The organism is Micromonospora sp. NPDC005087 (assembly GCF_042872965.1).
Lineage (GTDB): Bacteria > Actinomycetota > Actinomycetes > Mycobacteriales > Micromonosporaceae > Micromonospora.
The window spans coordinates 296,850-317,841 of the sequence record NZ_JBIALB010000002.1; the positions used below are offsets into that span (position 1 = coordinate 296,850).

Annotated in this window: 21 protein-coding genes, 1 tRNA gene and 1 pseudogene; 12 read left to right on the forward strand and 11 right to left on the reverse strand. The window is 74.0% G+C overall.

Going from position 1 to position 20,992, the window contains the following annotated elements:
- Positions 1-13: 13 nt before the first annotated feature.
- A complete protein-coding gene (locus ACFYPS_RS06450; protein WP_387323171.1) occupies positions 14-589 on the reverse strand; it encodes a flagellar biosynthesis protein FlgA in 576 nt (191 codons plus the stop codon).
- A 209-nt stretch (positions 590-798) separates the two neighbouring features.
- Here ACFYPS_RS06450 and ACFYPS_RS06455 point away from each other — a divergent pair, with 209 nt between their 5' ends.
- Positions 799-1,011 carry a hypothetical protein gene (locus ACFYPS_RS06455; RefSeq protein WP_354964639.1) on the forward strand — a complete coding sequence of 71 codons (213 nt, stop codon included), beginning with the start codon at positions 799-801 and terminating at the stop codon, positions 1,009-1,011.
- Between the two features lie 14 nt (positions 1,012-1,025).
- Here the strand turns inward: ACFYPS_RS06455 and ACFYPS_RS06460 are convergent.
- Positions 1,026-1,232 (reverse strand): annotated as a pseudogene (locus ACFYPS_RS06460) (FmdB family zinc ribbon protein); the annotation flags it as partial.
- On the reverse strand, positions 1,229-1,906 hold the full coding sequence (locus ACFYPS_RS06465) for a 5-formyltetrahydrofolate cyclo-ligase (protein ID WP_387323173.1): 678 nt from the start codon (positions 1,904-1,906) through the stop codon (positions 1,229-1,231). The gene ACFYPS_RS06465 and the pseudogene ACFYPS_RS06460, both read right to left, overlap by 4 nt.
- Positions 1,907-1,991: 85 nt before the next feature.
- On the opposite strand from ACFYPS_RS06465, the gene ACFYPS_RS06470 reads away from it, so the two are divergent.
- The 7 genes from ACFYPS_RS06470 to ACFYPS_RS06500 all read left to right on the forward strand — a co-directional run bounded on the left by ACFYPS_RS06470 (position 1,992) and on the right by ACFYPS_RS06500 (position 9,577).
- Complete coding sequence (locus ACFYPS_RS06470; protein WP_387323175.1) at positions 1,992-4,328, forward strand: diguanylate cyclase; 2,337 nt, start codon at positions 1,992-1,994, stop codon at positions 4,326-4,328.
- A gap of 9 nt (positions 4,329-4,337) precedes the next feature.
- Positions 4,338-5,300: a UTP--glucose-1-phosphate uridylyltransferase gene (locus ACFYPS_RS06475; protein WP_387323177.1), complete on the forward strand. Its 963-nt coding sequence runs from the start codon at positions 4,338-4,340 to the stop codon at positions 5,298-5,300.
- Positions 5,297-6,610 (forward strand): gephyrin-like molybdotransferase Glp, encoded by a 1,314-nt coding sequence (gene glp, locus ACFYPS_RS06480; RefSeq protein WP_074316573.1) that lies wholly within the window; start codon positions 5,297-5,299, stop codon positions 6,608-6,610. Before ACFYPS_RS06475 ends, glp begins: the two co-directional genes overlap by 4 nt.
- Positions 6,611-6,757: 147 nt before the next feature.
- A complete protein-coding gene (locus tag ACFYPS_RS06485) occupies positions 6,758-7,408 on the forward strand; it encodes a GNAT family protein (RefSeq protein WP_354964591.1) in 651 nt (216 codons plus the stop codon).
- Positions 7,409-7,658: 250 nt separating this feature from the next.
- Positions 7,659-8,441, forward strand: coding sequence for a hypothetical protein (locus tag ACFYPS_RS06490; protein WP_387323179.1), 783 nt, complete (start codon positions 7,659-7,661; stop codon positions 8,439-8,441).
- A gap of 287 nt (positions 8,442-8,728) precedes the next feature.
- Positions 8,729-8,802: transfer RNA gene (locus ACFYPS_RS06495), tRNA-Ala, on the forward strand.
- 160 nt (positions 8,803-8,962) lie between these two features.
- Positions 8,963-9,577, forward strand: coding sequence for a TetR/AcrR family transcriptional regulator (locus ACFYPS_RS06500; RefSeq protein ID WP_387323181.1), 615 nt, complete (start codon positions 8,963-8,965; stop codon positions 9,575-9,577).
- 52 nt (positions 9,578-9,629) lie between these two features.
- Here the strand turns inward: ACFYPS_RS06500 and ACFYPS_RS06505 are convergent, their stop codons facing one another.
- The gene (locus tag ACFYPS_RS06505; protein ID WP_387323183.1) at positions 9,630-10,316 is read right to left on the reverse strand and encodes a hypothetical protein; all 687 of its coding nucleotides are present in this window, start codon (positions 10,314-10,316) and stop codon (positions 9,630-9,632) included.
- Between the two features lie 83 nt (positions 10,317-10,399).
- Between ACFYPS_RS06505 and ACFYPS_RS06510 the strand changes: the two genes are divergently transcribed.
- Together ACFYPS_RS06510 and ACFYPS_RS06515 are read left to right on the forward strand one after the other, a co-directional pair.
- Positions 10,400-11,485, forward strand: a complete 1,086-nt coding sequence (locus tag ACFYPS_RS06510) for a Gfo/Idh/MocA family protein (protein WP_387323185.1) — start codon at positions 10,400-10,402, stop codon at positions 11,483-11,485.
- Between the two features lie 69 nt (positions 11,486-11,554).
- Positions 11,555-12,013, forward strand: a complete 459-nt coding sequence (locus ACFYPS_RS06515) for a hypothetical protein (protein ID WP_387323187.1) — start codon at positions 11,555-11,557, stop codon at positions 12,011-12,013.
- A gap of 106 nt (positions 12,014-12,119) precedes the next feature.
- Here the strand turns inward: ACFYPS_RS06515 and ACFYPS_RS06520 are convergent, their stop codons facing one another.
- The 3 genes from ACFYPS_RS06520 to ACFYPS_RS06530 form a co-directional block, all read right to left on the reverse strand.
- Positions 12,120-12,311, reverse strand: coding sequence for a general stress protein CsbD (locus tag ACFYPS_RS06520; protein WP_387323189.1), 192 nt, complete (start codon positions 12,309-12,311; stop codon positions 12,120-12,122).
- A 69-nt stretch (positions 12,312-12,380) separates the two neighbouring features.
- Complete coding sequence (locus ACFYPS_RS06525; protein WP_387323191.1) at positions 12,381-13,328, reverse strand: DUF4352 domain-containing protein; 948 nt, start codon at positions 13,326-13,328, stop codon at positions 12,381-12,383.
- Between the two features lie 139 nt (positions 13,329-13,467).
- On the reverse strand, positions 13,468-14,124 hold the full coding sequence (locus tag ACFYPS_RS06530; protein WP_387323193.1) for a 4'-phosphopantetheinyl transferase: 657 nt from the start codon (positions 14,122-14,124) through the stop codon (positions 13,468-13,470).
- Positions 14,125-14,334: 210 nt separating this feature from the next.
- Between ACFYPS_RS06530 and ACFYPS_RS06535 the strand changes: the two genes are divergently transcribed.
- The gene (locus ACFYPS_RS06535) at positions 14,335-14,604 is read left to right on the forward strand and encodes a hypothetical protein (RefSeq protein WP_387323195.1); all 270 of its coding nucleotides are present in this window, start codon (positions 14,335-14,337) and stop codon (positions 14,602-14,604) included.
- Positions 14,605-14,654: 50 nt separating this feature from the next.
- Here ACFYPS_RS06535 and ACFYPS_RS06540 read toward each other — a convergent pair whose 3' ends face one another.
- The 3 genes from ACFYPS_RS06540 to ACFYPS_RS06550 all read right to left on the reverse strand — a co-directional run bounded on the left by ACFYPS_RS06540 (position 14,655) and on the right by ACFYPS_RS06550 (position 18,776).
- On the reverse strand, positions 14,655-15,437 hold the full coding sequence (locus tag ACFYPS_RS06540; protein WP_387323197.1) for a peptidase: 783 nt from the start codon (positions 15,435-15,437) through the stop codon (positions 14,655-14,657).
- A complete protein-coding gene (locus ACFYPS_RS06545) occupies positions 15,437-16,720 on the reverse strand; it encodes a VWA domain-containing protein (RefSeq protein WP_387323199.1) in 1,284 nt (427 codons plus the stop codon). Before ACFYPS_RS06545 ends, ACFYPS_RS06540 begins: the two co-directional genes overlap by 1 nt.
- Before the next feature lie 391 nt (positions 16,721-17,111).
- Positions 17,112-18,776, reverse strand: coding sequence for a dolichyl-phosphate-mannose--protein mannosyltransferase (locus tag ACFYPS_RS06550; RefSeq protein WP_387323598.1), 1,665 nt, complete (start codon positions 18,774-18,776; stop codon positions 17,112-17,114).
- 141 nt (positions 18,777-18,917) lie between these two features.
- Here ACFYPS_RS06550 and rsmI point away from each other — a divergent pair, with 141 nt between their 5' ends.
- The gene (gene rsmI, locus ACFYPS_RS06555) at positions 18,918-19,757 is read left to right on the forward strand and encodes a 16S rRNA (cytidine(1402)-2'-O)-methyltransferase (RefSeq protein WP_387323201.1); all 840 of its coding nucleotides are present in this window, start codon (positions 18,918-18,920) and stop codon (positions 19,755-19,757) included.
- 75 nt (positions 19,758-19,832) lie between these two features.
- Here the strand turns inward: rsmI and ACFYPS_RS06560 are convergent, their stop codons facing one another.
- Positions 19,833-20,936: a hypothetical protein gene (locus ACFYPS_RS06560; protein WP_387323203.1), complete on the reverse strand. Its 1,104-nt coding sequence runs from the start codon at positions 20,934-20,936 to the stop codon at positions 19,833-19,835.
- Positions 20,937-20,992: the final 56 nt, after the last annotated feature.

A 20,992-nucleotide genomic window follows, 5' to 3' on the forward strand; every position in this document is an offset into this window, starting at 1 on the left:
GTGGTGTGCGCGGTCAACCGCGGACGACGATCGCGAACCGGCTTCCCTCGGGTAGCCCGACCGCGCGTTGCGCCTGGTCAGGGCGGAGCGCCAGATAGAGCGCTGACGACCCGTCGGTCGCGCCGGCACCCAGCACGTCCAGCACCAGCGCTCGGGGGGCGAGCAGGGCGGCTTCGGTGCCCGAGCCGCCCGGCGGCGTCGCGAGCAGATCGACCCGGGCCCCGGGGCGGACCACCACCAGTGCGGCCGGCTCGGCCAACCGGACCGGCACCCCGACCGCGCCGCTGGGCAGCGCCAACGGGCCGGCCGTCACCTGCGCCCCGGCCGTGGTCGCGCTCGTGCCGGTCGGCTGCGGCCCGTCGACCGTGCCGGCCGGCCCCTTCCCGTCGACCGGTCCCGCGCCGGGCGGGCCGGGGGACGGGGTGGCGCTGGTGGCCGGCGGGCAGCCGGTGGGGGTGTGCAGGACGGCGGCGGCCAAGCCGAGCAACGCGGCGACCACGCCGGCCCGGAGCAGGGTGCGCCCGCGGGGCAGGGCGAGCCGCCGCAGCGGCCGCAATGCCCGAGCGGAATCTGGATCGCCGGTCGCCATCTGCCGCCTCCCGTCGCGGGGTGCCGCAGCGACACCCGTGGACGGCAGGTTAGGCCGATCGGGACCCGGTCAGCTGATCGTCCGCCGATGCCTGTGGACAACCGGCCGGCCTGTGGACAACGCCCACCGACCGGCCGGACCTGCTATGACACGGGACGACCACGCCGCTCGGGCGCAGCGGTCAGGATGCGGAACTGGCCGCCGGGGCCTTGCCGCTGCTCGACCCGCCGCTCGACCCGCCAGACGACGAGGAGCCGGACGACGAGGACGATCCGGACGACGAGGACGTCGACCCGGTCGAGGAACCCGACGACCCGGAGTCTCCGCCTGAGGACGACGAGGACGACTCGGACTTGGCCGGCTTGCCCGCCGTACCACCAGCGGACGTCTCGGAGCCGGAAGCCCGGGAGTCGGTGCGGTAGAAGCCGGAGCCCTTGAAGACGATGCCGACCGAGTTGAAGACCTTGCGCAGCCGCCCCGCGCACGCCGGGCACTCGGTCAGCGGCGCGTCAGAGAAGGACTGGACCGCATCGAGCTGGTGACCGCACGCGGTGCAGGCGTACTGGTACGTGGGCACGTTCTCCTCCGGATGTGGGCTCAGCCAGTTGGCACTCGACGTATTCGAGTGCCAATGGTGCGTCATTCGCCCCGGGTTCGTCCAGCGGACGTGTGGGGCGCGACACCATGCGCCGCACCCGGGCCGTCGTCAAGCGTACGCACCCCGTCGGCAGGGGTGACGATCGCGCGGACCGGACGGTCGTGCGGCTCCACGGGAAGCGCCTCGACCAGCTCGCCGTCGTGCAGCGGCACCACGGTCAGCGTCGCGGTGGGCACCCGGGCGAGCGCCCGGTCGTACGAGCCACCGCCGCGGCCCAGCCGCCGGCCGCGTCGGTCGACCGCCAGCGCCGGAACGACCACCAGACCCGCGTCGGTCACCGCGGCCACCCCGAGCCGGGGGCCGACCGGCTCCCGGATACCCCGCCCGGCCGCGATCATGGCATCCGGACCGGTGTACGCCGCCCAGTCCAGGTCGAGGTCGGCGCGGAGCACCGGCAGCAGCAGCTCGGCGTCGGCCGGCAGCGCCGCCCGCAGCACCTCCGGCAGGTCGGCCCCGCCCGGCTCGGAGCCGACCGGCACGTACGCCGTCATCCGGCGCGGGCGCAGCCGGCGTACCAGCGCGACCAGCTCGGCCTGGACGCGCCCGGCGGCGGCGGCCCGGGCCGGACCGCTCAGCGCCCGACGGCGGGCGAGCAGCTCGGCCCGCGCGTCCCGCTTCGCCACCCGGGTCACTTCCGCTTCATCAGAAAATTCCGGCACGCAACACTCCTGACGCAACGCCTCTCCCACGGTTGCTCTGTGTCAGCATCGCAAGCAACGAAAGCGGAACGTCCGGGGGGACCGAGTGACGCTACGGGGGCGGTTGACGGCAGCATTCCTCGTGGTGGTGCTCGGGCCGGTCCTGCTCGGGGCGTTCTTCGTCGCCTCCACCTTCGCCGCCGTCGACCGCAGCCGCTCCACCGAGCGCCTCGCCGTGGCGGCGTCCACCGTGCGTACCTCGGTCGACGCGCTCTGTCAGCAGCTACGCGCCACCGCCGACGCCGTGGCCCTCACCGGCGATCCGGCCGGCGCCGCTGATCAACTGGTTGGCCGGGGGCTTGCCGCCGGGGTGTTGATCACCGACGTGACCGGCCAGGTCACGTACGCCTCGCCCGGCGCGCCGTCGACCCCCTGGCGGGACTGCTCGGGCACGGTCGCGCCGTCCGGCCCGGTCCGCGCCCTGGCCGCCCGGGTCGACCTGCGTGACCGTGCCGGCACTCTGCTGGGCACGGTAGTCGCCGCGCAACTGGTCGACCCGGCCTTCGTGGCGCGGCTGGCCGCGGTGACCGGCGTGGCCGTCACCCTGCTCGACGGCGGTGCCAGCGCCGGGCGGGTCACCCACACCACCGAATCCCGTGAGGTACGCGACGCGGTGCTGGCCGCCGCCAGCGCCACCGACGGCGAGCGGGTCACCGAGACCTCCGAGGGCCGGTACGTGCGGCGCATCGGGCCCTCCGCCGGGCAGCCACTGCCGCTGGTGCTCTCCGTGCCGAGCGAACGGCCACCCGCGCTGCACGTCACGCTGGTCGGCGTGGTCGTGCTGGCCGGGCTGCTCGCCGTGCTGAGCGCCTGGCGGTTGGCCCGGATTACCACCCGGCCGCTGGTGGAGCTGGCCGGCGCGGTGGACCGGGTGGCGCACGGCGACCTGACCGCCCGGGTGCCGGTGCGCACCCGGGACGAGCTGGGCCGGCTGGCCGCCGCGTTCAACCGGATGACCCGGGAGACCGGGTCGTACGTGACGGCGCTGACCAGCAGCCGGGACCAGCTACGCGGCCACCTCGCCGTCCTCGGGGACACCCTGGCCAGCACGCACGACCTGCAACGCATCCTGCGGGTGATCCTGCACAGCGCCATCGCGGCGACCGGGGCCCGGGCCGGCGCGGTGCTGCTGGTGGAGGCCGATGGGGTGCTGGTCGCCCAGTGCACCGAGGGGCTGGACGGGCGCTGGCCGGAGGGGGACGAGACGGAGACGCTACGGGTGCCGGTGGGCGTCGGCGTCGTCGGCGCTGTTGCCGCCACCGGGGAGCCCCAACGTGGGCGGGCGGGGCCGACCGACGCCCCGGCGGGTGAGCCGCGCTGCCACACATACGTCGCGGTCCCCTTCGCCACCCCGGGCGGCGGCGCCACGGCGGCCCCGGGCGCGCCTGCGGCGCCGGTCGGCGGCGCCGGCGAGGAGGCCGGGGCGCCGGCGGCGGCGCTCGGCGTGCTGGCCCTCTACGACCGGCTGGGCGCGGACGAGTTCGACGACGACGACCTGGTCACCCTGCGCACCTTCGCCGGGCACGCGGCGGTGGCGGTGGACAACGTCCGGGTGCACGAGGAGGCGCAGCGGCTCTCGCTCACCGACCCGCTCACCGGGCTGTGGAACTACCGCTACCTGCGCGAGTCGATCCGGCGGGAGGTGGAACGGGCCAGCCGGTTCAGCCGGATGCTCAGCGTCCTCGCCCTCGACCTGGACCGGTTCAAGGACGTCAACGACACGTACGGGCACGCGGCGGGGGACACCGTGCTGGCCGAGTTCGCCCGGCGGGTGCGCGGCGAGATCCGGGAGGTCGACCTCGCGTTCCGGCAGGGCGGCGAGGAGTTCGTGCTGTTGCTGCCGGAGACCGACGCCCGGGGTGCGGCGATCGTGGCGGAGCGGCTGGGCGCGGCGGTCCGCGAGACGCCGGTCGCCGTCGAGGCGTACGCGGGGCCGGTCGTGGTGACCGTGTCGGTCGGCATCGCCGTCTATCCGGACCACGGCAGCACCGGGCGGGAAGTGCTGGAGGCCGCCGACGACGCGCTCTACGCTGCGAAGGCCGCCGGCCGGGACACCTACCGGGTCGCCGAGGTGTACCCGGACGTGCCGAGGCGGGAGATCCCCGTCCCGGCGGGGGCGATGAGCCCACCGGACGGGCTGCCGCGCGCCGGCCGGCCCGTGCAGGCCACCCGGGAGCCGGGCGGACCCGCCCGGTCGGAGCCGGCTGCGGGCGTACCCGAATCGTCGCCGGCGGGGCCGACGCACGCCCGGCCGGAACCGGCCGACGGCGGGGCGGACAGCGCCGGGGACGCGGCCCGACCCGGCCCGGAAGCCGGCGGGTCGGGGTCAGGCGGCGGCGCGTCTTCTGGGCCACACCCGCCGCGGCAGAGCCGTGGCCGATAGTCTCGCGGCATGTCGGAGCACTCAGCGAACCCCTCATCGACGGTCGCCGCAACCGGCCGTCCCCTGGCGGTCAAGGCCGTCATCCCGGCCGCCGGACTGGCCACCCGGTTCCTGCCGGCCACCAAGGCGGTGCCCAAGGAGCTGCTGCCGGTGGTGGACCGGCCGGTGTTGCAGTACATCGTCGAGGAGGCCGCCCAGGCCGGCATGGGCGACGTGTTGCTGATCACCGGTCGGGGTAAGACGTCGATGGTGGACCACTTCGACCGTCGCCCCGACCTGGAAACCAGGCTGGAGGAGAAGGGCGACGCCGAGCGGCTGGCCGCAGTGCGCCGGCCCAGTGACCTGGCCGAGATCTACACCGTCCGGCAGCCGGAGCAGCTCGGGCTCGGCCACGCCGTCGGGTACGCCGAGGCCCACGTCGGCGACCAGCCCTTCGCGGTGCTGCTCGGCGACGAGTTCGTCAAGCCGTCCGAGCCGCTGCTGCCGGCCATGCTGGAGCTGCAGGCCCGCACCGGTGGCGTGGTGCTCGCCTTCTTCGAGGTCGACCCGGCCGACACCAAGCGGTACGGCATCGCCTCCGTCGAGCCGGCCGAGGCGGAGCTGACCGACATCGGCGAGGTCGTCAAGGTGACCGGCATGGTGGAGAAGCCGCAGCCGGAGGACGCGCCGAGCAACCTCGCGGTGCTGGGCCGCTACGTGCTGCCCGGCACGATCTTCGACGCGATCCGGCGGACAAAGCCGGGCAGCGGCGGTGAGATCCAGCTGACCGACGCGATGGAGCTGCTGCGCACCGAGGGCACGCCGGTGCACGCGATCGTCTACCGGGGCACCCGCTACGACACCGGAATGCCGTTGGGCTACCTCCAGACGGTGGTGCAGATCGCCGCCGAGCGCGACGACATGGGCGCCGAGTTCCGCTCCTGGCTGGCCGGCTTCGTCAAGGCCGATGCGGCAGGCGGATCTGGTACATGACCGCGACGGCCGACGCCGAGGCGGCCGCGAACGAGTTGACGCCGCTCGCCGACTACCTGGGCAGCGTGCTGCGCAGGTTACGAGCGCTGCCGCCACTCGACCTCGACCTCACCCAGGCGTACGGCAACGTCCTCGCCGAGGACGTCGTCGCGCCGCACGCCTTTCCGGCCTTCGACCAGGCGGCCGTGGACGGGTACGCGGCCCGCTGGGAGGACATTTCCGGAGGGGGCCGGGGCCCCAGCTACGTCCCGGCCCCCTCCGGCACGCCCGGCGGCCGGACCATCCGGCTGAACGTGGTCGGCGACCTCGGCGCGGCGAGCTGGCGGCCCGTCCGGCTCACCCCGGGCTCGTGCTTCTCGGTGGCCGCCGGGGCGCCGCTGCCGGTCGCCGCCGACGTGGTGGTCCCGGTGGAGTGGACCGACCAGGGCATGGCCGCGGTGGAGATCTTCCGTACCCCCAAGCGGGGGTACGGGGTACGCCGCGCCGGTGAGGAGCTGCCCGCCGGCACCCTGCTCGCCCGGGCCGGCACGTACGTCTCCCCGGCCCTGGTCGCGGTCTTCGCCGCCACCGGCATCGGGCACGTGGTGGTCCGGCCCAGCCCACGCGTGGTGATCGTGGCCACCGGCGACGAGCTGGTCGACGTGGGCCGGGGCAGCCAGCCCGGGCAGGTGGTGGACGCGAACTCGCACGCGCTGACCGCCGCCGCGGCCGAGGTGGGGGCGCTGGCGTACCGGGTGGGCATCTGCGACGACGACCCGGAGGGGCTGCGCGGGCTGCTGGAGGACCAGACCCTGCGCGCCGACCTGATCATCACCACCGGGGGGACCGGCACCGGCCCGGGGGACATGGTGCGCCGGATCCTGTCCCGCCGGGAGGGCGGCCGGGCGGGGCCGGTCACCTTCACCGACGTGGCGCTCTATCCCGGCACCGCGCTCGGTTTCGGCACCGTCGGCGCCGAGGAGGTGCCGGTGGTCTGCCTGCCCGGCGACCCCGGCGCCGCTCTGATCGGCTTCGAGGTGCTGGCCCGTCCCGCCATCCAACTGCTCGCCGGCGCCGAGCCGGTGTTCCGGCCCAGCGTGCGGGCGCACCTGCTGGAGACCGTGTCGTCACCCGGCGGGCTGCGCGAGTTCCGGCCCGCCCACGTCGCCGAGCGGCGCGGCGGCGGGTACACGGTGCAGCCGCTCAGCGGTGGGCCGTTCACCCTCTCCGGGCTGGCCGAGGCGAACGGGCTGCTGGTGCTCGGCGAGCGGGTCACCACCGCCGCCGCCGGCTCCACGGTGGACGTCCTGCTGCTTGACCGTCGCCGGTGACGGTGTCCCGGTCTCCCGCCGGCAGGTGTGGCGGTGCGTCGGGGCGATCGGTGGTCCGCCTCCCGGCCCCACGAACATGAGGCCCTCTGCGCGGAGGACGGTGGGTCGACTTGCGCGCTACACGGTCCCGCACGGGAGACTGTGCGGGTGAGTCTCTTCGGCCCCGAGCGGGCGCCCGGCTGGCCGGCGGTGCTGGTCGACGGCCCGGTGCTGCTGCGGCCCTACCGGCGCTCCGACGCGGGGGCGTGGTCGGAGGTACGGCGAGGCAACCGGGCCTGGTTGTCACCCTGGGAGTCGTCGCTGCCCGGCGACTGGGACGAGCTGAACTCGCCAGCCGCGTTCCGCTGGGTGCACCGTGACCAGCGGCGTTCGGCCCGCGAGGGCGAGGGCATGCCGTTCGCGGTCTGCCTGCGCGAGGCCGACCGGGACCGGCTGGTCGGGCACCTCAACGTGGGCAGCATCGTGCGGCGGGCCCTGTGTTCCGGGTACGTCGGCTACTGGGTGGACGCCCGGGTGGCCGGCCAGGGCGTGATGCCGACCGCGCTCGCGCTGGCCGTGGACCACGCGTTCGGCCCCGGCGGGCTGCACCGGGTGGAGGTGAACATCCGCCCCGAGAACCGGCCGTCCCGGCGGGTGGTGGAGAAGCTGGGCTTCCGCGAGGAGTCGTACCACGTGCGCTACATGCACATCGACGGCGCATGGCGGGACCACATCGGATACGCGATGACCAGTGAGGAGATTGCTGCCGAGGGTGGTCTGCTGGCCCGATGGCACCGGGTTCGCGCCAACGCGCGGTAGGAGGCTGCCGGGAAATCCCGGGCGAGCGAGGCTGGGCCGCCGTAGCCGGGACGGGATTCCCGACGGCCTCTCCGTCGTCCCACGGACGGGATCGGCGCGGCGCGGCGGCATCCCGGTCGGTGCGCCGTAACCTCAAGTAACTGCAAGCTTCGGCAAGCACTGCCCATCCGGACGATCCACTCGGCCGGGCGCGATCGGTGGAAGATCCTGCGGTCGGGTGGTGGTTGCTCCGAATTAGGTGACGGGAGGGGTGAGGGTGCCGACCTCGGTGCTCCTCGCCGTCCTCGCCGCCGCCGGCCTGCTCGCCCTGGCCCCGGCGCTGGTCCGCCGGTACGACGCCACAGAGCGGCTGGTGGCGGAGCGGGCGCAGTCGACGGCGCGGGTGCTCCAGCGCCGCCGACGGCGCCGCACTGTGCCGGGGCGCCGGCCCGTGCACCCGCCGCGCTCACTTGTTGTCACCCTCAGTGAGGATGCCGCTACCGGAGCGTTGACCGCGCCGGTCTCCGCGCCTCCGGCAGGCCGCCGTTCCGGCCGGCTGCGGGCCGTGCCGCCCGCATCGAAGCGGTCCCGCCGCCGCCCGCCGCCCCGCCGGCAGCACACCCCTGCCGTGTACCGGCGGCGCCGCGTCCTCGCCGCCCTGCTGCTGCTCAACGTCGTCGAGTTGATCGGCGTGCTGTTCGTCAGCCCCGGCTTCTGGATCGGCTTCTCGGTCACCTTCATGCTGCTGGCCGTGTACGTCGTCCACCTGCGCGGTCGGGCCCTGGCCGGCCGCCGCCGGCGCCGGGCCCGGGCCCGCGAGGCGGCCTGGCTGGCAGCCCGGCAGGCCGAGGTGCGCCGCGAGCAGGCCCGCCGCGCCGCGGCCCGTCGGGAGGCGCAGCGTCGGCTGGCAGCCCAGCGCGAGGGGGTACGCCGCGCCGCCATGGGCCTGGACCGGCCGGGCGACCTGCCAGCGGCTGTCAACGGTGCGTCGGTCTCCTACCGGCGGTCCGGTGGCCTGCGCGGACGCCCCTACGAGGCCGGCCGCGGCGCCTGAACGGCCTGAGTGCGGCGGCTTGCCTCGAGTCCGCTGCGGCGCGTGCGACGGCCGCAGTGGCGGCCCGGTAGTGGCGCGCGCCGCGGCGCTTGATCGACTCGGTTTCCTGGAAGTCGGGGTGTCGCGGCGTCCCGCATGCCCCGGTTTCCAGGACGTCGAGTGGATCTTCGGGTGGGTGCGAGCGCCGCGCCGGGGGCGGATTCGCGGTGGGGGCCGGCGACCTGTTAGCCTTGCTGCCGGCCCGCCCGGTGTAAGCCGGGTGGGACCGAAGCCGGTTCGCCGGCGGAGGGGCTGTGGCGCAGACTGGTAGCGCACCTCGTTCGCATCGAGGGGGTCAGGGGTTCAAATCCCCTCAGCTCCACCCAGTTCAAGGCCGTTTCCGCGAGTCGGAAACGGCTTTTTTCGATCTTGTACAGCAGCGAAGGGCGACGGACGAGTCGACCTGTACGCCGGATTCCGGAGCGTCGCTCCGCTTACGATACGGAGCAGCGCTCCATATAACCAGTGTTGGGATGTGCGCCATGCCACCGACTACCGAACCACCTCCGCGCGTCGGCCGGCGACCGCGTTCGGACGCTCAGCGCAACCAGCGCACGCTTCTTGAGGCCGCCAGCGTTGTCTTCGTGCGCTCCGGCGTGGACGCTCCCGTGCGCAACATCGCCGCCGAGGCGGGTGTCGGCATGGGCACCGTCTACCGGCACTTTCCGACCCGGGCGGACCTTGTGGTCGCGGTGTTTCGGCATCAACTCGACGCGCTCGCCGGCAACACGGCGGTCGCCGAACCTGGTGTGACACCGTACGATGCTCTCCGGCGCTGGGTGCTTCGCTTCGCCGATTTCCTCGTGACCAAACACGGTCTGGCTGAAGCGTTGCGCTCGGACCAGGCCGGCTTCGAAAGTCTGCACGCGGAGTTCGTCGAGCGCTTGTTGCCCGTGCTCGATCAGCTGCTCAAGGCATCAGCCGCCGCCGGCCAGACGCATTCGGACACCCGGGCGTACGACCTCATGCTCGCCATCGGCAACCTGTGTATCGGCGTCGAGACCTTCCCCGACTACCGCGCGCGGCACATGATCGATGTGCTTCTCAGCGGGCTGGCCAGGAACAACGAGGAGACTCCGGGCAGCGGCGATCAGTAGTCCCCTCCCACGGCGATCGGCGACTGGCGCGTCCCGAACAGACCCGAACGGATCAGGAGAAACGCTCGGTCGTCACCGGGATCAAGCCGTGCTGACGCAGAAGGTTCGTCAGGTCGCAGAGGGTGGCCGCCACCGCCGCGGAGTCGGCATTGCCCACCAGGACGGTCACGTCCAGGCACCAGGCGAGCCCGTGCCCGACTCGACGTAGGTCCCAGGTGAACTGGTCATCGCCCTGCTCCAGGTGACCGGCGGCAACCGACCCCGGCGACCTGTCGACCGCCGAATGCCAGGCCGTGCGCAAGCTCGCCACCTGCTCCTCCCGGAGGTCCTTGGCGAAGAGGACACGGTAGAGGCGACGCTCGTGGAATCCGGCGGGTGGCTGCGCGGGGCCGAAGCGCAGCGGCGGAACGGTCGGGAACGGCTGGTGGTCGTGGAAGTACGTACGCAGCACCGCTTCGGCCGGAAGTTGACCGCCACCGAGTGTGCGACAGGCGTTCTCCGCACCGCTGCGGCAGGTGGGGAGCACCCTCGCCAGCAGCTCCGGGTCGGAGCGCATGCGGCGGCTGAACGAAGCGGAACTCCACCAGCCGGCACCCGCGGGCGTCCAGCCCGCGCTGTCCAGGCCTGCGGTCGTATGGTCGGGGTGGCGGGTGAACTCCTCGACGACGATCCCCTCGACCTCGCCGGCCGGATGACCGGCCAGGATCAGGTAGTAGTCCAGCGACGGGTTGGTGACCATCCTCCGCCTCTCTGCTGGCGCGGATCCCGGGCAACCCTAGCGAATCGGCCGACTAGCATCCGGACTCGACGTGAGGAGTCCACATGACATCGGCGGTCCAGACCAGGTTCGGCCTCGTTGGCAGTGGTTGGCGGGGCGAGTTCTTCCTCCGCCTGGCTCGACTGCTGCCGGAGCGGTTCCGCGCGGCCGGGGTGGTCACGCGTACCGAATCGCGCGGTGCCGCGGTGGCGGCCGAGTGGGGCGTGCGGACCTTCCGCACGACGGCCGAACTGCTCGCCCACGAGCGGCCGGACTTCGTCATCGTGTCGGTGCCCTGGTCGGTGACGCCCGAGGCGACCCGCGACCTGGTCGCGGCCGGGGTGCCGGTGCTCGCCGAGACGCCGCCCGCGCCCGACCTGGCGGGGCTGCGGTCCCTCTGGTCCGACGTCGGAGGCAGTGACCTGGTGCAGGTCGCCGAGCAGTACCTGCTGATGCCCGGGCACGCGGCCCGGCTGGAGGTGATCCGCGCCGGGGTGCTCGGTGAGCCGACCTCCGTCCAGGTCTCCTCCACGCACCTGTACCACGCGGTCTCGCTGATCCGTGGTCTGCTCGGCGTCGGGTACGACGTCGCCGAGGTCAACGCGCGGGCGTTCGTCGCGCCACTGGCCAACCCGTTGTCACCCGCCGGCTGGAGCGGTGACGCCACCCCGCAGCAACTCTCCACCACCCTCGCCACCATCGACTTCGGCGGGCGGATGGGGCTGTACGACTTCACCGACAACCAGTGGTGGAACCCCCTGCGTACCCGCCGGTTGGTGGTGCGGGGGTCGCTCGGCGAGCTGGTGGACGATCGGGTGGTCCGCCTGGTCGATCCGGCCACGCCGGTGGAGTCGTCCCTGGTGCGGCGGCAGACCGGCGTCGACCTGAACCTCGAAGGGCTCGACCTGAAGCACATCAGCTTCGACGGCGCCGTGGTCTACCGCAATCCGTTCGTCGGCAGTGGAATGTCCGACGACGACATCGCCGTGGCCGACATCATGGCTCGCGCCGGCGCCTGGGCACGGGAGGAAGGCCCGGCGCCGTATCCCCTGGCGGAGGCGTGCCAGGACCACCTCATCAGCCTCGCCATCGAGGAATCGGTACGCACCGACCGTCCGGTCGTCACCGCCAAGGAGGCGTGGGCACGGTAACCGCGGCCGAGATCGATCTGTGCTCCGGTCGTGTTCGGGACCTGACTCGCCGTGGCTAGCGTGCCGGGTATGACGCCACCGATGCACACGCCGCCCGGGGCCGTTGGCCAGCGAGGCTGGGGGCCGTGGGCCGTCGCCGCCGCCTGCGTGGTGGCGCTGCTGGCGGCGGCATTCCTTCCGGTGCTCGGCTTTCTGGTGTGGATGTACGGCGGCCCGGACATCGATGAGGCGCGAGCCGCAGCCGATCGGTTCGTGCAGCACCTGGAGCAGAACCAGGACGACACCGCTGACCGCTCGATGTGTTCGGAGGTGAAGGTCCGAATCAGCGTCGAAGAGTTCACCGAGGCGGTGGAGCGACTGGGCCGCCCGGTCTCCCACGATCTCGGGCGGGCCGGATTCGGCAATGAAGCCGGCAGCAGTGCGCTCGTGACCGTGCGACTGACCGGCGGTTCCGGTGCGACGACGTCGGTTAGTCTCCGGCTCGAGACCGAACCGGGCTGGCGCGTCTGCAGCGACACCTTCGGCTGACCGTCGTCCTTCGCGCGCACGACGAACCCGCCAGGGATGGGCACCGGCTGCCAGCCGTGCGGTGGCGCCCCCGGCACGCCAGACGGGGCGCCACCGCAGTGGCGCGTCAGCTGGTGAAGTCGTCCGAAACGTCCCGGGCGTCCTCCTGGACGTGCTCGCCGGGCTGGTTGCCCCGGATCTCATCGCGCTGCGCCACGTGATCCGCCTGTGACCGCTCGTTCCGGGTCATGTTGCCCACCTGCGCCTTCGCCGGACCGGCCACGCGCTCAACCTGGTCGTTCGCCCTCTCCACGCTCATGTCGCCTCCCTTTCGTCGCGGCGGGACGCCTCTCCTGACTTGCGTCCCCGCCCTCCGTCGGGGAAAACGTCAGGGCTTCCAGGAGCCGGCGGTCTCGAACTCGTGCTGGTACTCCAGCACACCCTTGGTGTCGGGCACGTCGAACACGACGCTGCCGGTGCGCTTGGTGCCGGCGGTCAGGTCGTTGCCGGCGGGCATGGGCTTGCCGCAGCCCGAGAAGGCCCCACCGATCGCGTTGGTCTCGGTGCCGTCGGCGGCGACCCATTGGAAGAAGAGCGGGTTCGTCGAACCGGTGCCCTTGGTGACTGCGACCGTCACGTCCGCGATCACGTACATGCCCTCGTCCGGCTTGAGGCCGTACGACTTGCAGGGCTTGGTGGAGGTGCTGAACTTCGTCACCGTGATCTCGACGGTGCCGTCGTCGCCGTCGATGACCAGGGTGTCCCCGGGCGACATGTTCCGGGTGTCGTCGTCCGTCGAGGGCGGGGCCGACGAGCGCGGGGCCGACGAGGGGGCGCCGATCGGCGGCTGCCCGACGCCCCGGGTCACGCCCGGGGCCGGCAGGGCTTCGGTCACGTCGTTGGCGGCCCGGTTCGCCCCGATGACCACCGCCACGATGCCGCCGGCGCAGCACAGCAGGGTGAGCACGGCCGCGGTGACCGCGATGACCACCACGGTCTTCTTGGAGTTCTTCGCGGGTACGGGCGGCGGCATGGTGAGCGGGTGGCCCGGCCCGCCGGGTGGCGGGTACGCGCCGCCGCCCGCTCCCGGGTACGCGCCGCCCGAGAACGGCGGCGGCGGCCAGGCCTGGTCCGGCGCGGTCGGGTACGGCGGGCTGGCGTACGGCGCCTGCGGCGCGTTCCCCCCTGCCGACCACGGGTTGGGCGGCACGGGCGCCTGCGGGACCGTCGGCTCGGCGGCGGACTGCTGCGGTGTCGCCGGGAACGGTTGGGTCGGCGGCTCCGGGTTCGGCTGTTGGGGGTCCTGCGGCCCGACGGGGGGCTGGGGGTGGGTCACCGTACTCCTTGACGCCTCGGTACGTGCGGTTCGCGAACCCGCCGACGCTACCGTGCGTCATTGACCGACCGGTCGCCGCGCCAGATCCCGTCCCACGCCGGACCACCACGGTGGACGGTCCGGTGCCGGACGCTGGGTGTCAGCGCAGCGGGAGAACGGCGGCGGTGCGGACCAGCCCGTCGGCGACCACGAACCGGCCGCTGACCGTGGCCGGCGGGTCGGTGACCGCCGCCGCGTCCACCCGGGCCGGTGCGATCCGGGCGGTGAACGTGCCGGCGTCCGGGTCGAGATCGAGCCGGGCGTCGTGGAAGTCCAGCCAACTCCCGACGACCGGGTACCAGACCTTGTAGACGGTCTCCTTGGCGCTGAACAGCACGACCGGCCAGGAGACGCCGCGGGGCAGCCGCGCGCAGGCCTCCTCCTCCTCGGGCAGCAGCACGAGTCGGCGTACTCCCTCATTTATCTCGCGGTGCTGCTCGGCGTCCATTCCGACGGACCGGAGGTCGGTGCTGCGCGCCGCCGCGGCGGCGCAGTAGCCGGTGGTGTGGGTGATGCTGCCGACCACCCCGGCCGGCCAGACCGGCGCGCGGGCGGCGGCGGCCGGAACGGCGGCCGGTGGCAGGCCGAGGCCGGCCATCGCCCGGCGGGCGCAGACCCGCCCGGCGGTGAAGTCCCGCCGGCGGGTCTGAACCGCCCGCTCGCCCAGGCAGGCCTGCTCCGCGGCGAGCAGTTCCCCGACCCAGTCGTCCGGGCCGGCGACGGCCACCGCCACCGTCGCGGGCAGCAGGTCACGCATTGCCGGCTACCGGTCGGTAGATAGGGACGCGCTGCGCCGACTTCGGGTCGACCGTCAACTTTCCGACTGCCACGAGGGGAGAACGTACCGGAAGGATGTAACACCGGAGGGACGCGCAGCGCTCGCACTGATGACACCGGGGGGCCACCATCAGCCGCTGACCGGGGCTCGGCAACCGCCAGTCCTGCGGACATCTGGAGAGGACGTGCGATGACCGATGGTGCGGAACGGCCGGGAGGACGGGCTGACGATCACGCCCCGACAACCCCCGGCTGGAGCTGCGGCTCCTGCGGCGAAGAGTGGCCGTGCGCGACGAAGCGCAGCCGGCTGCTGGCCGAATACGGGGGTGACCGGGCGATGCTCAGCGTCTACCTGGGCTCCTGTCTCGCCGCCGCCACGGAGGACCTGCGCGCCGCCCCGGTGATGTCCCTCCAGGATCGGTTCATCGGCTGGCTGCCGCGCGGCTCGCGACGCTCCTGAGCCCGCCGGTGGCCCCGCCGCCGGGCGGGGCCACCGGGGGTCGGGCTCGTTCAGCCGCGCCGGGGTCGCCGGGTCAGGGCGAAGCCGACGACGCCGGCTACCGCGGCCAGCACACCGCCGATGCCGGTCCAGACCCAGCGCGAGCCGAGATCCGGCAGCCAGTCCGCCAGTGAGTCACCCTCGTCGTCGGCCTCCGCGTCGGCCGCCGGTACGGCGGTGAGCACCGTGCCCGCCTTGGTGTTCGGCACCAGCGGCGCGGCCAACTCACCGTCGTCGGCCGAGGCGCCCCGGTCGGCGACGGTGCCGACCAGCAGGTCGACGTCGATCGGCGCGCCCAGGTCCGGTTCCGGCAGGTCCACCACGGAGAGCCGGATGACGTACGTGCCGGGCAGCGGATCGGCCGACCACGGCTCCGCCCAGGGCCGCACCTCGCGCAGCGTGCAGCCCAGCGCCACGCTCGACGCCCGCGCGTCCACCGTCGGGGTCTGCGCCCCGGCGGTGCACGCCTGCCGCCGGCGCAACCCGTCGAAGACGTCGACGGTCCAGGTGGAATCACCGCCGCGTGCCTTCGGCAAGGTGACGGTGGCGCTGATCTCCTGCACCTGCCCGGCCGTTGCCGGGAAGGACCAGTAGAGGTGGTCGCCGACCGAGGCGTCCACCCGCACCGGTTGCCCGGCGGTGATCGGCGTGGCGGTCAGGAACGACGTGCCGGCCCGGGTCACCGGCGTGGCGCCCGGCGAGGGGGTGGGGGCGGCGACGGCCGCCGCGGGCAGCAGCGCGGACCCGCCGGCGGCGAGGACCGCCGCCAGCGACCGGAACAGTGCGGTACGCATCAGTTCTCCCTCCAGGTGGCGACCCACCAGCGGGTGAGCAGGCCGGCGAGTAGTCCGGTGAGCAGGCCGGCCACGGTGAGCAGGGCGAGCAGCGCCCAGCCCCGGCCGAGGTCGGGCCCGTCCGGCGCGGGCGCGGCGGCGACCACGTCGACGGTCAGCTCGACCGGCATGCCGGGCGTCGCCGCGGTGCCTGGGCGCGGGGCGAAGGAGTTGCTCACCACCAGGCAGACGGTGGTGGGCTCGATGGCCGCTGCCGCGGTCTCCTCGGCCTCGACGGCGTCCTCGTCGTCGGCGCTGGCCGACCAGCGCAGCCCGGCGGAGAGCACGTCGGCGCGCCCGCTGCCGGCGTCCGCGCCACGGACCAGTTCCCGGCCGTCCGCCGCGGTGGCCCGCAGCAGCACCCCGTAGTCCCGGTTCACCGGCCGGTCCAGAGCCATGCTCACCGACGCGCGCAGCTCCTGCCCGGGGCGCACCGGCACCCGGTAGTAACGGTGCTCGGAGAACGCCTCCCGGTCGGCGTAGACGCCGGGGGCCAGCAGTGGCGCCGAGTCGCAGGCGTTCGCGCCGCCGACCACGGTCGGGGCCCGGGTGTGCGTGTCACCGGCACGCTCGACGAGTTGCTTGATCCGGTCGGTCAGCTCCTCGGCGCTCTGCGCCGCGGTGTAGGTGCCGCCGGTCGCGCCGGCGATGCAGAGCAGCTGCCGACGGACTTTCTCGTCGGGGGCCAGGCCGAGCGTGTCGACCACCAAACTGGTGCCCTGGGCGGCCAGCTCGCGGGCCACCTCGCACGGGTCCGGCGGGGCGCAGGTGTCCTCGCCGTCGGTGATCAGCACGATCCGTCGGGTGGTGGCGCCGGTGCCCAGGTCCTGCGCGGCGGAGCGCAGCGCGAGGCCGACCGGCGTGAACCCGGTCGGTCGTAGCGTCGCCACCGCCGCCTTGGCGCGCGCACGGTCCACCGGCCCGACGGGCACGATCTGCTGGGTGTCCTGGCAGCCGGCCTTCTTGTCCTTGCCCCGGTAGGTCGCGCCGAGCACCCGGATGCCGAGCTGTGTCTCGGCGGGCAGTGCGTCCACGACCTCGTTGAACGCCTGCTGGGCGACTGAGATTCGGCTATGCCCGTCGATGTCCGCGGCCCGCATCGAGCCGCTGACGTCGAGCACCAGCTCGACCCGGGGCGGCTCGGCCACCGGCTCCTCGTCGGCCGCCGCCGGGACCGGCCCGGTCAGCGCGGTGGTCGCCAGCAGTCCGAGAAGGACGGCCGCCGATCGTCTGAAGTTGATCACGGCCCGCAGTGTAGTTAGATCCACTTTGGATGATCATTTGGGTGGTGGTTGGTGACCGCCGGGCACCGGTCCGGCGGGCGCCGGACGTGGGCGCGGCGAGCGGGGTCGCGCGGCCTCGGGCCTGCTCGTTCGGGGCGCTGAGTCCACGCCGGGTCACCCTCGGTCAACGGCCGGAGGGGAGGCGTCGGCCCGGCCCGCATCCGTCGGAAATCTGACCCAAGTCGACCCGTTGTGCCGGTGGTGCGCGGTGGTTAAGCTGCTCATGCGCGCCCCAATCGCCCGCTTCCCCCGTGGCAGGCGATCGGGGCGCGCATCTGTGTAGAACGGGCCCGCACGCCGAAGCGTGCGGGCCCGTTTCCGTCGCGCTGAGCGGCGCGTCGCCTGCCGATGCTTATATCCAGCGCCCGTCCAGCCACATGCGGGACAGCCAGTCCGAGTACGGGATCAGCCGACCCACGAAGATCGGATAGAAGTACGCGAAGCAGAGCGCCACCAGCAGCACGTACGCGCCGGCCGCGATGCTGCCCACCAACCGGCGTTCATAGCCCGGGTCGCCGGGCACCAGTGGCGCCACCTCGCCGACGTCACCCCCGGCCGGGGCGATCAGCGCACCCAGCACGTAGACGACGGCCAGCACCAGGAAGGGCAGCGCGGGTGCGGCGTAGAACGAGAACATCGTCCGGCCGTCGAGGGCGAACACGAACCAGGGCAGCAGCCCGGCCGCCACGCTGAGCAGGAGCGCTCCGGCCCGCCAGTCGCGGCGAGCCACAACACCCAGCCAGACCAGCGCCACCAGGGCGGGCAGGAACGACCACCAGAGCAGCGGGGTGCCGAGCAGCAAGATCTCCGAGGCGCAGGACGGCGCGCCACAGGCGCCATCGCCGGACCAGTGGAACGCCACCGGACGGCCGAGCAGAAGCCACTGCCAGGGCCACGACTGGTATTTGTGCGGGGTGTCCAGCCCGGTGTGGAAGCCGAATGCCGCCCGGTGGTACTCGAAGAGGTTGATCAGCGGACCGATCACCGGGGTGTCGCTGAGCGGGGCGTTCGGATAGGACGACGCGAGCCGGTAGTAGCCGTCGTCGCTGAGCAGCCAGCCCGACCAGGTGGCCAGGTAGGTGCCCACCATCAGCACGCCGGCCAGCACCAGCCAGGGCAGCTCGTCGAGCAGGGTGTCCCGCCAGGGCCGGCGGACCCCGGCCGAGCGGCGGACGCCGACCTCCCAGAGGAGCACCAGCAGCGCGAGGGCCGGCACGAAGTAGAGCGCGCTCCACTTCACCGCGCAGGCGCAGCCGAGCAGCACCCCGGCGGCGAGCCGCCACCACGGCCAGGTGCGCCAGCCGGTCGGCGGCCGGCCGGCGCGGCCGGGCAGGGACGGGTCGAGCCCGTCGTCGAGCGCCCGCGCCCAGCGCCGGCGGCGGGCGTCGCGGTCGAGCACCAGCGCGCCGAACGCGGCCAGCACGAAGAAGAGCAGGAAGATGTCGAGCAGCGCCGCGCGGGACAGCACCAGGTGGAAGCCGTCCAGAGCGAGCAGCAGGCCGGCCGCGCAGCCCAGCACCGTCGAGCGGAACATCCGCCGCCCGATGCGGACCAGCAGCAGCACCGACAGCGTGCCGACCACGGCCGCCGAGAACCGCCAGCCGAACTCCGGGGCGGTCGTCATCAGGTGCCCGGGGACGGAGACCTTCGACTCGACGTCCTGATAGCCGAAGGCCCACTCGCCGAGGCCGATCAGCCACTTGCCCAGCGGGGGGTGCACCACGTACGACGGGGCGTTGTCCTTGTAGTTCCACTCGACGCCGCGGCTGATCAGCCCGTAGGCGTCCTTGGCGTAGTACGTCTCGTCGAAGATCTTGCCCTTCGGGCTGGACAGGCCGACGAAGCGCAGGATCGCCGCGATGGCCACCACGACGGCGGTGGCCAGCCACGAGAAGCGGTCCAGCCGGGTGTCGACGGTGGTGAACCGTCGGCGGACCCCGCCGGACACCGCGCCACCGCCGGCGGGGGGCGACGCGGACTCCTGGTCGGGGCTCTGGTCGCTCGTCACGTCGACCATCTTTGCCGGGTCGGCGCTCGGGCTCTGCGCTGTCGACGCACTCGTCACCCGGCGATCGTAGGCTGCCAACGTGTCCGGTGGCGTCCGTCGTCCCTGATACCGGTATCCGCTGTCAACGAAGGAGACGATCCTGTGGGTGAAATGTCCGAAGCTGGGCGCCTGATCCTGCTCGGCGCCCCGCTCGGCAACCCCGCCGACGCCTCGGCCCGGTTCCGGGAGGTCCTGAGCAGCGCCGACGTGGTGGCCGCCGAGGACACTCGCCGGCTCACCCGGCTGGCCCGCGACCTCGACATCACCGTCGGCGGCCGGATCGTCTCCTACTTCGAGGGCAACGAGGAGCGACGTACCCCCGAGCTGGTCGAAGTCATCCTCGGCGGGTACGTGGTGGCGCTGGTGACCGACGGCGGGATGCCGAGCGTCTCCGACCCCGGCTACCGGCTGGTCCGGGCCGCACTGGACGTCGGGGCGCCGGTCAGCGTCGCGCCCGGGCCGAGTGCGGTGACCACCGCGTTGGCCGTCTCCGGGCTGCCCTGCGACCGGTTCTGCTTCGAGGGCTTCCTTCCCCGTACTCCCGGCGCCCGCCGATCCCGGCTGCGCGCCCTCGCCGCCGAGGAGCGCACCCTCGTCTTCTTCGAGGCGCCGCACCGGATCGGAGCGGCGCTCGCCGACCTGGCCGAGACGTTCGGGGCGGACCGGCCGGCGGCGCTCTGCCGGGAGCTCACCAAGACCTACGAGGAGGTCCTGCGCCGCCCGCTCGGCGAGCTGGCCCGGTGGGCCGCCGAGGGAGATCCGCGCGGGGAGATCACCCTGGTGGTGGCCGGGGCGCCGGTGACCGCCGCGGAACGCCCCGACGACGACACCCTGCGCGCGGCGGTCGCCGAGCGGGAGGCGGCCGGCCGGTCACGCCGCGACGCCATCACCGACGTCGCCACCGAGTACGCCCTGCGCCGCCGCGACGTCTACACCATCGTGCACAGCTGACCCACGTTCGCGGCGCGTCGGACCGGGTTCACCGGGTGGTCGGTCCCGCAGGCGGGAGCGCACCGGGCGGACGGGTCACCACGCGGCGGCGAGGAAACCGAGAGTGATCAGCACCGGGCCGGCGACGGCGACCGCGACCGCCCAGCGGCGGTTCCGTCGGCCCGGCAGCCGCGTCGCTCCGGTCCACCGGGCGATACCGGCGGCGCAGCCGAGCACCACCAGCAGGCCGGGCAGCCAGCGGAGGTGCCGGGCCACGCCGGTGTCGACGTACGCGGTGCCGCCGTCGGGGCCGGCCATCCGCGCCGGCAGCGCCGTCCCGGGGACGTCCCGACCGGCGGGTACGCCGCCGACCCGTACCCCGTGTGCCAGGAACCGCCCGTCGTCCGCCGTGAAGATTCCCCGGCAGCGCTGGGTGAGCCCGCCGCCGGTGCAGTCGTCGATCACCACCGTGCCGACCCGGGCATGCCCGACCGCGAGCCAGAACGGGCCGGCGCTGACCCAGGCGAAGAAGGCCGCGACCAGGCTCAGCAGCACCAGCACCGCGAGCCCGGGCAGCGGCTCGGGGGGTGGAGTGGTGCGGGTCGGTGCCCGGCGCCGGGCCGCGCCGGAGCCCCGGTCCCGCTCCGGTGCGGGATCGTCCCGGACCGGGGTGCCGTCCCAGTGCACCTGCTCGATCGGCGCCCAGTAGGTGCCGTCGTCACCATCCGGCGGCGTGTCGCCGTCGGTCCGGCGGGCGCCCCGGTGCCAGCGGCTGTGCTGCCGGACCGGCACCCGGCGCGGCACCGCGTCCACCGGCGCCCCGGTGGTCGGCTGCAGCTCGACGGCCGCCGCGGGCTCGCCGCCGGCCGGTGCCCTGCCGCCCGACCGGCCCGCCGGCGTGGGACGAGCCGAGGTGGGTGCCCGCGCGGCCGGCGTGGGACGGCCCGGAGCCGCGGCGGTCCCCGCCGTGCCGTCCGGCTTCGGCGTGGCTGTCCGCCCCGCCGGCGTGGGCCGCTGCCTGCCGGGCCGGCCGGCGGCGGGGGCCGGTGAAGCGGTGGCGCCGGGCACCAGCCGGGGCTGGGGCGCGACCGTTCCACCACGCGCCCCGCCGGGCTCGGGGCTGGGGTCGCCGCCGACCGTCGGCCCGGTGGGACGGTCATCGTGGTCCCGGGCCGCTCGTCTGCCAGTCACGACGTTCATTGCACACCGGTGCCGGAGTCGGATCGGGCAGGCTGAGCGCGTGTCGACACAAATCG

Bases quoted from the DNA above. Each gene is read 5' to 3' on its own strand.
- ACFYPS_RS06450 (WP_387323171.1), bottom strand. From the start codon at position 589: ATGGCGACCGGCGATCCAGATTCCGCTCGGGCATTGCGGCCGCTGCGG.
- ACFYPS_RS06475 (WP_387323177.1), top strand. From the start codon at position 4,338: ATGTCGGAGCACTCAGCGAACCCCTCATCGACGGTCGCCGCAACCGGC.
- glp (WP_074316573.1), top strand. From the start codon at position 5,297: ATGACCGCGACGGCCGACGCCGAGGCGGCCGCGAACGAGTTGACGCCG.
- ACFYPS_RS06500 (WP_387323181.1), top strand. From the start codon at position 8,963: ATGCCACCGACTACCGAACCACCTCCGCGCGTCGGCCGGCGACCGCGT.
- ACFYPS_RS06505 (WP_387323183.1), bottom strand. From the start codon at position 10,316: ATGGTCACCAACCCGTCGCTGGACTACTACCTGATCCTGGCCGGTCAT.
- ACFYPS_RS06510 (WP_387323185.1), top strand. From the start codon at position 10,400: ATGACATCGGCGGTCCAGACCAGGTTCGGCCTCGTTGGCAGTGGTTGG.
- ACFYPS_RS06515 (WP_387323187.1), top strand. From the start codon at position 11,555: ATGACGCCACCGATGCACACGCCGCCCGGGGCCGTTGGCCAGCGAGGC.
- ACFYPS_RS06520 (WP_387323189.1), bottom strand. From the start codon at position 12,311: ATGAGCGTGGAGAGGGCGAACGACCAGGTTGAGCGCGTGGCCGGTCCG.
- ACFYPS_RS06530 (WP_387323193.1), bottom strand. From the start codon at position 14,124: ATGCGTGACCTGCTGCCCGCGACGGTGGCGGTGGCCGTCGCCGGCCCG.
- ACFYPS_RS06535 (WP_387323195.1), top strand. From the start codon at position 14,335: ATGACCGATGGTGCGGAACGGCCGGGAGGACGGGCTGACGATCACGCC.
- ACFYPS_RS06540 (WP_387323197.1), bottom strand. From the start codon at position 15,437: ATGCGTACCGCACTGTTCCGGTCGCTGGCGGCGGTCCTCGCCGCCGGC.
- ACFYPS_RS06550 (WP_387323598.1), bottom strand. From the start codon at position 18,776: ATGGTCGACGTGACGAGCGACCAGAGCCCCGACCAGGAGTCCGCGTCG.
- rsmI (WP_387323201.1), top strand. From the start codon at position 18,918: ATGTCCGAAGCTGGGCGCCTGATCCTGCTCGGCGCCCCGCTCGGCAAC.
- ACFYPS_RS06560 (WP_387323203.1), bottom strand. From the start codon at position 20,936: ATGAACGTCGTGACTGGCAGACGAGCGGCCCGGGACCACGATGACCGT.